Source organism: Myroides odoratimimus, from assembly GCF_038039805.1.
In the GTDB taxonomy this organism is placed as follows: Bacteria; Bacteroidota; Bacteroidia; order Flavobacteriales; family Flavobacteriaceae; genus Flavobacterium; species Flavobacterium odoratimimum_B.
The window spans coordinates 20,883-35,164 of record NZ_JBBPHK010000030.1; the positions used below are offsets into that span (position 1 = coordinate 20,883).

The window sequence follows — 14,282 nt, forward strand, 5'->3', positions numbered from 1 at the left end:
TGTATTCCTTCAATAGTAGGTATGATGTATTGTGATGTTTGGGGAGGTTTATTCTGATTTTGAGACTATCATAGAATATGTTTTTTAGACAGTCTCACTTGTAGTGTGGCATGATTGTTGGATTTTACAGTACTGTAATACTGAAGATCTTGTATTGGCAATGAGGAAGATAAAGGGGAGGAGTGTGCTTTTAAAAAAGTATTTCACCTCTTTTTTTATACGTTGATAGTATAGAAAAACAGATTGGTATAAAAAGGGAATGAAAAAATTAAAATAAAATTAAAACAGAATTAGATGTTTAAAAATTGATAAAATGTGAAAAAAGAATTAAAGAGTTTTGTTTTCTGTTTTTTTATTGATAATAATTGAATTTACTGTTTTTAATTTCTGTAAAAATGGGTATTTATTATTGAATTAGTTGTTAATAATTGAGTATTTTTATAATGGTTTATAACAAAAAGATATGAAAAAAAGGGTAATTACTATTGGCGTTTTGATGATGAGTGGTCTTGCTTTTTCTCAAGTTGGTATAGGAGTGAGAGCACCTCATAAATCAGCATTATTAGAGGTGAAAGCTAGTGAAGGGGATTATAGAGGGGTATTAATACCTCGTATTCCTTTAAAAAGCTTAACGGATAAATCATTTATTAATAAAGGGGATGTAGCAGAGAGTTTGTTAGTGTTTAACACGACTACTAAAGAAGGTCTTGCTCCAGGATTCTATTATTGGAAAGGTACTGAATGGGTAAGATTACTTAATAATCAGGATGTTATAGATAATATAGATAACTTTCCTAGAAACAAGGTTTTAGGGGTAGAAGGGGAGAGTTTAGTATTAACAGATACAAAAGGGCATACTGTTAATACACCTATAAAAGACCTTAATATCGTTACAACTATTAAAGATAACAAAGACGGTACATATACCTATACGAACGAGGCTGGAGTCACCCAGACTATAGATATAAGTGGAAGTGTGATAAATAATATCACAACTATTCTTCAAGACGAAACTGTCATCAATGAAATTTACAATAACGTTGCTGCAAAAGGTAAAGAGTTAAAAACGGCAGATAGTTCTATCTTAGTAGAAGGTGGATTAAAGGCAGTTTTAAATGAAACGAAGATATCGGTAGCTAATAAGGGAATTACAACAGCTAAGCTGTCACCTGGAGGTAATAAACAATTACTTATAACTGATGCAACAGGACAAGTGAAATGGGTAAGTGCATCAGATGAGGTAATTAAAGAAGCGATTAAGCTAAATGAAAAGGTTACCATATTACAGAATAATCAGGATGGTACATTTGTGTATTATAATGAGAATGGAATAGATGAGAATGGAGGTTTAATTCAAGGAAAAGGAGTATTCTTCGATGCCAATACACTGAGAATAGAGGAGAGAAAAGGAGAAAAAGGAAAGGGAATCTTCGATTTTTATGATGGTAAAACAACCAAGGACAAACCTTTAATGACAATTAGTACTCGTGCAAATTCGATTGTATTTGAGAATGATAACTCAGTGATAGAAGGTGATAATTTACAAGATGTTATTAATAATATTATTGCTAAGATAGAAATTGCACAGGGTAAACCTGCTGATATCAAAGGAAAAGGAATCTTGATTAACGATAATGCTGTATTGGCTGGTGCAGTATTAAAAGAGGTAATGTTAAGCATTGCTGATAATGCAATCTCAGAAACCAAAATAGTAGATGGGGCTGTTACCTCTTATAAGTTAAGAGATGGTGCTGTTATACCTGAAAAAATTGCGCCAGGAAAGGATAAGTATATCTTAGTAACTAAAAATAAAAAGGTAGAGTGGGTACCTGCTACTGATCAAATTATTCAAGATGTTGTTAAACAGAATGAAACGGTTACGGTATTAAATGTTAACCCTGATGGGACATTTACTTACCAAAATGAAGATGATATTAAAAAGGGTAACCCAGGAGTAGAATTTGATGCAAATACACTTTCTATCAGTGATGATGGTAAAGGAAAGTATGTGTTTACTGATGGTAAAGGTCCCTTAGCTACCATAGATATTAAGGGAACGGTGATTACTAATATCGATGAGATACTCAATAATACAACTGTTCAAAACACAATTTTTAAAACGGTAGCAGCTAATGGTCAAAAATTAGAGGCAGAAGATACTTCTATCCAGATTACTGGTGGAGATAAGGCTGTCTTGGCAAACACAAAGATTTCGGTTGCTCCAAAGGGGATTAGTACAGATAAAATAGAACCAGGTACTGATAAGTATTTATTGGTTACTAAAGACGGAGAGGTAGAGTGGGTACCTGCTACTGATTCAATTATTCAAGATGTTGTCAAACAGAATGAAACGGTTACGGTATTAAATGTTAACCCTGATGGGACATTCACTTACCGAAATGAAGATGATATTAAAAATGGGGGTGCTGGCGTAGTGTTTAACGCGAATACACTAAAAATAGTGGAACAGAATGGAAAGAAAGGAGTTTATGTTTTCTATGATGGACAGACTTCTCTGACTGCACCTTTAATGACTATTGATGTCGCTGGAACAGTAATCGAGAATATCAATGAGATATTAAATGATACTACGGTACAGAATAATATTTATAATACAGTAGCTGCTAAGGGAAAAGCGGTGACTTCACCAGGTACTTCGATAGCTATAGGAGGAGAAGGGGATAAAGCTGTATTAAATGAGATGACTTTAGATATCGCTGTAGATGGGGTAAGTACTGAAATGATTCAGGATAAAGCAGTGACTCCTGCCAAACTACAAGGGGGTACTGTAGGACAGCTTTTGGTAACGAATGTCAACAATGAGGCTAAGTGGGTAGATGCGACAGATGAAGTAATCAAAGAATTCTTGAAAGGGAATCAAGCGATTACAGAATTAGTCGACTTGGGTACAGGTCAGTTTACTTATTTTAATGAAGCTGACTACGATGCAGATGGCAATCGAAAACCAGGAGCTACGGGAATTACCTTTGATGCAAATACATTGCGTATTGATGAAGTTAAAGGGGCTAATGGAAAGGGAAATGGGGTTTATAACTTCTACGATAAATCAAAAGATACGCCTATAGGAACGGTCAATGTAACGCAAAACATTATTGATAATATCACTACTATTTTTAATAGTAATGAGGTTAAAAATGAAGTAATCGCAACGATTAATTCAAGTGCTAAAAGTGTTACAAGTACCGATCAGTCGATTGCGGTAACGGGAGGGGACAAAGCTACTCTGCAAAATGTAATTGTTACTATCGCTGAAAAAGGAGTGAAAACAAAGCATATCGCAGATGGACAAGTAACAAGTGCTAAGATCAGTTCGGAAGGGGCTGTAAAAGGAACAGTCTTGACTGCTGATGGATTAGGAAAGGCGAGCTTTGCAACGGCTACAGAAACTGTAGCGCCAGCTATGAGAGGAAATTTAGTAGGTGAGGAAGAAGTAATCAAAGTAGAAGGCGGAAACAAAGTCTTATATGGTGATGACAACAAAAATGTAAAGGTTTCTATTGTTGCTGGAGGAATTACAAGTGCGCATATCAAGAATGAGACGATAGAAAATAATGATATCAAAAATAAAACGATTCAGGCTGGTAAATTAGACGCCACAGGAGCAAAACAAGGAGCTGTGGCAACTGTAAATGCGGATGGCACAGTGTCTTATTTACCTGTTACGTCAGCTACTATTTCGAATAAAGGTGATATAGCTACTACTGATGGTATTAGTGTAGACGATGGAACTGGAAAGGTTTTAGGTAATGTGACTTTAGGATTGGCTGATGGGCAGGTGGCACCGACTAAATTAACCCCTGGGAAAGACAATAGTCTATTGGTGACTAAAGCGGGAAAAGCACAATGGGTAGAAGCTACTGACGATATCATCAAAGATATAGTAAATAGTAAGGAGACTATAACAGTCTTGAAAAATGAAGGGAAAGGGATTTATACTTATTTTAATGAGGAGGCTGTAAAGAATAATACGGCAGGGGTAGCTATTGATGTAAATTCACTTTCTATCGATAGTAGTAATCCAGGCGTATATGTCTTTAAAGATCTGTCTTCAGATAATCCTTTAGCTACTATAAATATTGCTACAGATGTTATTAATTCAATTGTAACTATTCTAGGTGATACTGATGTAAAGACTGAGGTTTACAATATAATAGCAGCACAAGGAAAAGCGATAACTTCTACAGATGGTTCATTGGCCATTCCAGTTGGTAATAAAGCTGGTTTAGAAGGACTAAATATTGGAATTGCCACTGATGGAGTTAAAACAACTCATATTGCTGATAAACAAATAACAGCTGCTAAATTAGTAGCTGATGGAACTAACCAAGAAGGATTTGTGGCAACAGTGAATGGGGATGGCACAGTAAGTTATAAGTCAGTAATAGATACCGATGTATCGAGTAAAGCCGCTGCACTTAAAACGGATAATATCATTCAAGTTGACGGGGTAAATTCAAAAGGTGGAGTGTTATTCTCTGAGGCTACTTTAAGTATTAGAGAAGGTGGTATTGATACTACTCAATTAGCTGATAACGCTGTGGATAATAGTAAAATAGCTGAGGGAGCTGTGACAATAGATAAGATTTCTGCAGGACCTACAGATAAAAAGAAAGTAATGGTAACGGATGATAATGGAGTGGTGAAATGGGGAGAATTAGATGATATTGTTACGGATGCTGCAGGTAATTTAACAACAGATAATATTATTGAAATCACTGTTGGGGATGGTGTTAATTCACTTTTTAATAATGTTGGATTAGGAATAGCTGATAAGAGTATTACGAAAACAAAATTGAGTTCCGCTGATGAAACTTCTCCTGGAACTAATATTGCAAAAGATAGAATATTGGTAACTGATGGTATTGGAGGATTTGACTATGTTACTAAAGACGCTGTTTTACAAGGTGGAAAGGATTTAAAGTTAGGAAGTACACTTGAGTTTACACAAGGAGATGGTCTAAATGCTTTATTAGTAGAAACCCATATCGATGTAGTTGATCAGGGAATTGGTACTGGAAAATTAGCTGATGGGGCAGTTACGATAACTAAAATGTCTTCTGAAACCGCTGCTGAAAACTCGGTGTTAACTGCAGATGGGCAAGGTAATGTAGCTTATAAGAAAATAAGTGAAAGTGCCTTCGAAGGATCGGAAGCAGATTTGATATCAGATGGTTCGTTAGCTATTCCTCTAAACAATAAAGCAGTTTTAAAAGCGACAACTATTGGTATTGGAGAAAAAGGAGTTCAAACAAAACACATTGCTGACGAGAATGTAACTGTAGCTAAAGTAAAAGGTGGCGCTGCTAAGCAGTTATTAATTACGAATGAAGGAGGGAAGGCACAATGGGTTGATGCATCGGATCCAATTATAAAAGAAATCGTAAAGGTTAATGAACAGATAACGGTATTGACAGATAATCAGGACGGTACATTTACTTATCAGAACGAGGAAGATATAGCGAATGGTTCTGCAGGTATTACATTCAATGCCAATACGCTGACTATTACTGATAATGGAAAAGGAGAGTATGTGTTCACTGATAAATCGGGGACCGGAGCTTTAGCTACCATTGATATTCAAGCTACGATTATCAATAATATCACGGAGCTCTTACAAGATGTAAATGTCAAAGAAGAAATTTACAATATCATTGCGGGGCAAGGTAAAAAAGTGTCTGAAGGAGATGCTATTGCAATTATAGGTGGAGATAAGGCTGCATTAGAAGAAATGACAATTGGATTAAAAGACGGAGGGGTCACTACTGCTAAAATATCTTCTACTGGAGCTGATAAAAATACTGTATTAACAGCAGATGGACAGGGTAACGTGGCTTATGTGAAGCTTAGTGAAAGTGCCTTTGAAGGAAAAGGTGCTAATCTAACATCAGATGGATCATTAGTTATTCCAGAAGGAGAGGGATCAGTTTTAAAAGCAACAACTATAGGGATTGCTCCAAAAGGAGTAAAGAGTGAACATATTGCTGATAAAAATGTTACTACATCAAAAATAAGTAGTGATACTTTAGCTGCAGGTAGAGTATTGACAACTGATGGAAATGGAGGAGCAGAGTTTCAAACTTTAAGAGAAGTTCTGGGTGACCACGGCAAGGCTTTAATAGGTGATACTGCCATTCACGTAGAGGGAGGGGATCACGCGACGTTAAATGATGTAAAGCTTACCCTTAATAATAACAGTATTACAAATGAAAAGCTGGCACTTAACGCGGTGGCAAATGCTAATATCCAAGAAGGAGCTGTAACTGCTGGTAAAATAGCAGGAGAAAAGCAGAGAACTATCTTGATTACGGATGAGTATGGAACTGTGAGATGGGCAGATGCAAATGCCAATGTGATAGAAGATATTGTAGGGCATACAGAATCACTGACTGTATTAAGGGACAACAATGATGGAACCTTTACTTATTTTGCCGAAAATCAAGTGGATAACAAAGGGAATATTAAGGATGGAGCTGTAGGTGTGACCTTTAATGCCAATACGTTAAGTATTGATAATTCGACTCCTGGTATCTATGTGTTAAAAGATAAGTCAAAGGCGAATAACGGTGTCGTTGGAACAATAGACACGCGTGCAAGTCATATTATTTTTGAAGGAGATGTTTCATATACTTCTGTAGAAGAAGCTATTACAAATATCACGCAAAAAATAGAACAGTTAGAGAAAATCGAAATAGATAAAGAAGGGCTGTCGGGTGATGGAATCTTAGTCAATGGCAAAGCATCTGAAGAAGATGTGCTATTGAAAAAAGTGAACCTAAGTATTGCTGATGACGCAATTACTACTTCAAAGATTGCTGATGAGCACGTAACTCCTCAAAAAATAAAAGCGGGGAATGCTAAACAATTGTTGGTTACAAATGCAGCAGGCAAAGCAGAATGGGTAGATGCTACTGATGCTATTGCAATTAATGAGAAGATAACTCTGCTTACTGATAATCAAGACGGTACCTTCACCTATCAGAATGAGGACGATATCGCCAATGGAGGCAGTGGAGTTAAATTTGATGCGAATACGTTAAAAATTGAGGTAATAGGCAAAGGAAAATACGAGTTTTACGATAAGTCGCAAGATGATCCTTTAGCAACGATAGATGTTACTCACGATGTCATTGAAAATATCTTAGAGATTATTAAAGAAGTAAATGTACAAGAGGAGATCTATAAGGTAATAGCAGCTAAAGGGAAAGCAGTTTCTACTGATAATTCTATTCAAGTAGTCGGGGGAGAGCAAGCGGCATTACATGAAATGACAATCTCTCTGAGAGATGAAGGAGTAACAGCTGAAAAGATAAAGGCTAAGGCAGTTACAGAGGATAAATTATTTGCAGGAGCAAATAAGAAAGACTATGTGCCAGTGGTTCAGTCAGATGGAAGTGTGAAATATCAGCCAATGTCTGCAGTAGTGGCAGGAGAGATGCTGACCGTAGATTCTTCATTAAAAATCACAGGTGATGCGTCCAAGGCTGTATTGCAAAAAATGGATTTGGAAGTAAATGAGGGAGGAATAGAAACTAAGCATCTTCACAATCTTTCTGTAACGACAGATAAAATTAGTTCTAAGCAAGCTGATGTCATTGCTAAAAAAGGAGATATTCTTGCTGCAGATGGTTCAGGGAATGCTGCTTTTTATTCTTCTAATGAAATTATCAAATCTGCTAATCAAGGAGATTTAATAGGTGAGTCAGGTGTGATTGCTGTAAAAGGAGGTGAGAATGTCTTGTTTGGAGATGAAACAAAGCAAGCTGAAATATCAATCAGAACAGGTGGAATCAAAGGAGGTGATAAGGGACATATCGCAGCAGGGACTATTCAAAATTCGAATATTGCTAATCAGAGTATTACAGCAACAAAGTTGAATGCAGAAGCAGCGCAAGAAGGAGCTGTAGCGACAGTAGGTGCAGGTGGTACTGTAAGTTATCAACCGATTACTACTACTGCTATTGTGAATAAAGGAGAAATTAAGACGGATAATATTATTTCTGTAGATAACGGTGTAGATAAAGTATTTGCAGATGTAATGCTTGGGTTAAACGACAACTCTGTTACTCCTGCTAAATTAAGTGCAGATGGTGCAGCTACAGGAACCGTAGCGACAGTAGGAGCAAATGGTTTGGTATCTTATCAACCGATTTCTACCCATGTGATTTCAAATAAAGGAAGCTTGACAACAGATGAGGTTATCGTCGTAGATAACGGCGTAGATAAGTTGTTAGGGGATATGAGATTGAGTATTAAAAACAAGGGGATAACCAATGATCAGTTAGCTGATAAATCGGTTACTGCAGAAAATATTTCATCAAAAGGTATTCAAGCAAAGAGTGTTTTAATTAGTGGTTCAGAAGATAATGTTTTCTGGGGAGAATTAAAAGATATTGTGACTAATACAGCGGGTAATTTGACTACAGATGACATCATTGAAATGACCAAAGGAGATGGTGTTAATTCATTATTAGCTGATGTAGCATTGGGAATTAAAGACAACAGTATTACACGAGATAAATTGAGTTCTATCGAAGGAGGTGCTCCGGTAGGTAAGGATAAGATCTTAGTAACAAATGATGCTGGAGGTTTTGATTTAGTAGATCAAAATGCTGTACAAGTAGGCGGTAAAGATTTAGCTTTAGGTGGGGCATTGGCATTTACCAAAGGAGATGGATTAAACACCGTATTGGTAGAAACGGGAATAGATGTTAAAGCAAGTGGGATTACAAATGATAAAATAGCGCCAAGTGCAGTGACAGTTGATAAAATCTCTGCAGGTGAGGCAGCAGCGAATACTGTATTAACTTCAGTAGGTCAAGGAAAAGTAGAGTATAAGGCATTGAGCAATACTGCTTTTGAAGGACAAGGTGTTGACTTAGAATCAGATGCCTCTATTGTAGTGACAGAGAATAACAAAGCCTTGCTTAAGGCAGCAAATATTGCTATAGCGAAAGAGGGAGTAGATTCAAAACACCTCAAGGCTAAATCGGTGACTACAGATAAGATTAGCTCTGTCAATGGTAAGAACAATTATGCAGCGGGAACATTCTTAGCGGCAGATGGCCAAGGAGCAACGAGTTATCAAACGATGGATAAGATTGCCTCTACGCAAGGTAAGTCAATTACTTCTACAGGAAATTCTCTTGCTATAGAAGGGAATAAGGCTGCTTTACAAGATATCAATATTGAGATAGCGAAAGATGGAGTGAAAACAAATCACATTGCAGATCGACAAGTAACTATTGACAAAATAGGATCTGGTGAAAATGGATCTGGGTTATTATTGGCAACCAATGGTCAAGGTGGTGCAGAGTTTATCGATGCTGCAGCAGCTATATCTGACATTGGTAAGCCTTTAGGTAGCGGAACAGGTATCACGATCACAGGAGGTGGTAAAGAACATGCCTTATTAGGAGATGCAACAGTAAACATTTCAGAGAAAGGGGTAGGAGAAGCACAATTAGCAGACAGTGCAGTTACTACCAGTAAAATCGCAATTAGGAATGTGACTTCTGATAAACTGAGTTCTAAGGAGAAGGATAAAGTGGTTGACAAAGGAAAGGTACTTACAGCCGATGGAAAAGGAGGAGTAGAATATGCAAGTCCTGCGGGTGCGACAACTACAGGTGAGTTGATCGGCTCTGAAGTCATTAATGTGGTAAATGGAAAAGGAGCTGTGTTAAGTGATGTACAATTAGATATCGTACAAAAATCAATAAAAGGAATTCATATAGAAGATGGTACAATTACTACAAGTAAAATAGGTAAAGAGGCAATTAAAAATGGACAAATAGCTGCAAATGCAGTAGGAAGAAAAGAGATTTATCCAAGTAATATTGATGAAGAACATATGACTAATAACTCTATTAGTTCAAGAACTATACAAGCTAATGCAGTAACAACTCAAAAAATAGCGGATGAAGCTGTAACGAATGAAAAGATTCAAAACTTAGCTATTGATAACTTTAAAATTAAAAATGCTACAATTAGTGGAGGAAAATTGATAGATGGAGCAATAGAAGAGAAAAAGATTAAAGACGGGGCAGTAACAAAAGCTAAAATAAGTGCGGCAGGAGAAACTGTTGGTCATGTTCTTACAGTGGAGTCAGGAGGTAAGGTTGCTTTTAAAGCACCAACAGGTACAAATGTTTCAAAAGGGGAATTAAAAAGTGGACAGTCTATAGATGTTTTAGATGGAAAAGGAGCTGTGTTAAGTGATGTTACTATTTCGGTTAAAAAATGGGGAATTGATACAGATCAGTTGGCTGGAGAAGCCGTGGGAACAGATGAGTTAAAAGGTAAATCTGTTACAGATGAAAAGATTAGTTCGCATGGAGCACCAATAGATGAGGTACTGACTTCGGATGGAAAAGGAGGAGCTTTTTGGGCTCCAGTAAAAGGAGGTAATTCAAACAAAGCAGCAATGCCTAAGTTCTTTTATGCTCCTTCATTTTACGTAAGCGTGGAACCTGGGGAAAGTGCAACAATTAATGTTTATGGAGTTTATGAAGAGCAATTTGGAACGCCTATGAAAGTAAATCCAAATGCTCAAACTAAATCGCTACCTGTCTTAGGAGAAACTGAATTAGATTATTATGTATTGTACTATGACGAAGATGTATTCAGTGATGTAGAAATGTTAGATAATGGCAGATTAAAATACAAAGTAAAAAGTGGTGTGAGAACGACTACTGAAACATATTTTAATATTGCTTTTGGAGTTAGAGATTAATATACTTATTGAAAGCCTATTTTTAAAGTAAAGAAAAATAGGCTTTTAGTGTTAAATGAACTTAATATATAAAAGAATGAAAAAAAGTATATTATTGATTTTATTAGTAATGTGTAGTACCGTTTGGGCTCAAGAAGATTCACGAACTTTTCCCTATACAATTACTTTGACAGGGGATAGTAAGCCTGATGCGATTACAGAATACTTTGGAAATAAGAATATAGCTAATTCATCAGAGCGTTATTCTAAGGATGGTATAGCTCTGACTTATAAAGAAGGGGATGCTATTCAGGAGTTTAGTGGATTTGCCTTAGATGATATTCCCTTTACTTCTGAGTTTGGAATTATCGTTGAATTCACTTACGCGATAGTCGATGGAGTGGAATATGTAGGCAGGTACGGAGATGGTCTAACAATGTTCATATATGACAGTGACAAGGACTTCGAAATTGGGGGACACGGCGCGAGTTTAGGTTATGTTTACCGAGTTAATGGGGTATATCCAGAATTGAGTTTACCTGGGTTGAACGGGGGATATTTAGCTGTAGGATTAGATGTTTATGGTGATTTTAAAAATAGAGCAGAGGGGTACTATGAAAAAAGGGAAGGAATTTATGGACACAAATGGGAAATTCACGGAAATCACCTAACCGTGAGAGGAGGACAACATTTAGATGATAGATTCAAAGGATACCCTGTGTTGCACACAGTTAACTCAGATTATGTTTATAATAATGACAATACAGCTACTTTAGATTACAGTACAGGAGAGTATAAATTCTGGCATGACTGGGGGTATAGAGCATTCGACATGTACACTGATCGAGATGGGAATGGCAATATTCAATACACAAAAGTAAAAGTGCTGATATTTCCAGATGCTGAATTAAAAGGGAGTTATATTGAAGTTATTGTAGATGAGCGAGATGGAGAGAAAACAATAATAGAAAGATTCTATTATCCCAATGAGTTTAAAACCAGAGATATGACAGGGGAGTTGTATGATTTTAAAACATCTATTCCCGATAACTTTAAGATCGGATTTGCCGCAGGTACAGGAGGAGCTTACGAAAAGCATTTGATTAAAGAAGTAAGAGTAAGTCTTCCATATGAACCAGAAATGGAAGATCTTGTTCAACCATTGTGCATGGGGCGTTCAAAGGGAAAAGAAGTAAAGTTTGATCCATTTGAAGAGTCTTTTTTCTATTCAGGTTCAGTTTCTGATCCAGATAGAGGTAATGACGATGACTATATCAACTTTGACTCTTTTCGCTTTGAGGATGAGTTTGGTTTTGCCTTGAACCCGCGAAGTAATTTTGAATATAGAGAAGAAGGAGTGGGAACTTGGGAGTATGATGGATATCGCACAGTAACTTTCACAGCAGAGAGTGACGATTTAGAGGAAGAAGAATACTCAATTTACTTTTCAGCAAGAGGAGCAGGATCAAGCAATGGTCCTTTTGGGAAAGAAGAATATCGATCAAGACCTACAAAATTAACAGTGAGATTGGAGAAATGTCAAAAGTTAGTTAATCCAATACTTCCTATTAAGTTTCGCATAAAGTAAATAGTTTTGTGGATAATATTACAAAAAAGAGGCTATATCGCCTCTTTTTTTTATGCGCTACTTAGTTAGTGTTGAGTGTTCTAAATGATTCCTTTTTGGTTTTGGTATTGTTTTTGTATTGCCTGTTTTGGATTTGCTTAAATAGATGTTTTAAGGGAACAAAATATAATACAATAGAATAAGGTTATAAAAAGTACAATATGAAAAAAAGGGTAATTACTATTGGAATGTTAATGATGTTTTGGGGGGCGTTTTCTCAAGTGGGTATTGGGGTTAAAGCACCACATAGTTCTGCATTATTAGAATTAAAAGCAACGGAAGGAGATTATAGAGGAGTATTAATTCCTCGTATTCCTTTAAAAGATTTAACTGATATATCTGAAATTAATAAGGGTGACGTAGTAACTAGTTTATTAGTATTTAATACAACAATTAATCAAAGCTTAAGTCCTGGTTTTTATTATTGGAATGGAAATATGTGGGTGAGATTAATAAATAATCAAGATATAATTGATAATATAGATGTTTTTCCTAGAAACAAGGTGTTGGAAGTTAGAGAGGATGTATTAGTATTAGAAGATAGTAAGGGATTGCAAGTAGATGTTCCTATTCAAGATTTGAATATTGTTACTACAATAAAAGAAGGGGAGAATGGAACTTATATTTATAAGAATGAAGCAGGAGATGAAAGTGTAATCAATATAACGGATAGTGTAATTAACAATATCGTAGAGATCTTAAATGATGAAACAGTTCAGAACAATATCTATACAACAGTAGCTAATAAGGGGAAAAAGGTAACAGGAGATACAGCTATTGAAGTAACAGGTGGTGATAAGGCTGCTTTACAAGAGATGACTATATCGTTAAAAGATGGGGGAATAGGCCCTGAGAAAGTACAGCCAGGAGGAAAGAAACAAATCTTGATTACTAATGAGAATGGAGATGTAGTATGGGTAGATGCTAGTAATGAGATTATTATAGATGCAGTAAAGAATAATGAAACTGTTACTGTATTATTAGATAAAGGAAACGGAACTTTCGAGTACTACAATGAAAAAGCAATAAACAAAGATGGTAGCTTAAATGAAGATTTAGCTGTAAAGTTTAATGCCAATACTTTAAGCATTGTAGAGAGAAAAGACAAAGAGAAAGGTATTTATGACTTCTTTGATGGAGAGCATAAAGACACTCCATTAATGACTATCAGTACCCGTGCTAACGCTATCTATTTTGACAATAGCTCAACTGTTATAGAGGGAGATAACTTACAAGAGGTAATCGAGAATATTATCACTAAAATAGAGATAACTCAAGGTACACCTTCTGCTATTAAAGGAGGGAGTGATATTCTAATCAATGATGAGGCAGAATTAGCAGATGCAGTCTTAAAAGAAATGACTTTAAGTATTGCCCCAGGAGCAATTACTCCAGAAAAAGTACAACCAGGAGGAAAGAAACAAATCTTGATTACTAATGAGAACGGAGATGTAGTATGGGTAGATGCCAGTAATGAGATCATTATAGATGCAGTAAAGAATAATGAAACTGTTACTGTATTACTAGATAAAGAAAACGGAACTTTCGAGTACTACAATGAGAAAGCAATAAACAAAGACGGTAGCTTAAATGAAGATTTAGCTGTAAAGTTTAATGCCAATACTTTAAGCATTGTAGAGAGAGAAGGAAAAGAGCAAGGTATTTATGACTTCTTTGATGGAGAGCATAAAGAGAAGCCTTTAATGACTATCAGTACTCGTGCTAATGCTATCTATTTTGACAACAGCTCAACTGTTATAGAGGGAGATAACCTACAAGAAGTAATCGAGAATATTATCACTAAAATAGAGATAACTCAAGGTACACCTTCTGCTATTAAAGGAGGAAGTGATATTCTAATCAATGACGAGGCAGAATTAGCAGATGCAGTCTTAAAAGAAATGACTTTAAGTATTGCCCCAG

The 14,282-nt window shown here is 36.1% G+C and carries 2 protein-coding genes and 1 pseudogene; all 3 read left to right on the top strand.

The genetic code is table 11. From position 1 onward, the window contains the following. The first annotated feature begins 463 nt into the window (after positions 1–463). Positions 464–10,753, top strand: a complete 10,290-nt coding sequence (locus tag AABL85_RS15915; RefSeq protein ID WP_341310791.1) for a hypothetical protein — start codon at positions 464–466, stop codon at positions 10,751–10,753. A gap of 76 nt (positions 10,754–10,829) precedes the next feature. Beyond that, a complete protein-coding gene (locus tag AABL85_RS15920) occupies positions 10,830–12,320 on the top strand; it encodes a hypothetical protein (RefSeq protein WP_341310792.1) in 1,491 nt (496 codons plus the stop codon). 200 nt (positions 12,321–12,520) lie between these two features. Next, positions 12,521–14,282 (top strand): annotated as a pseudogene (locus tag AABL85_RS15925) (hypothetical protein); the annotation flags it as partial.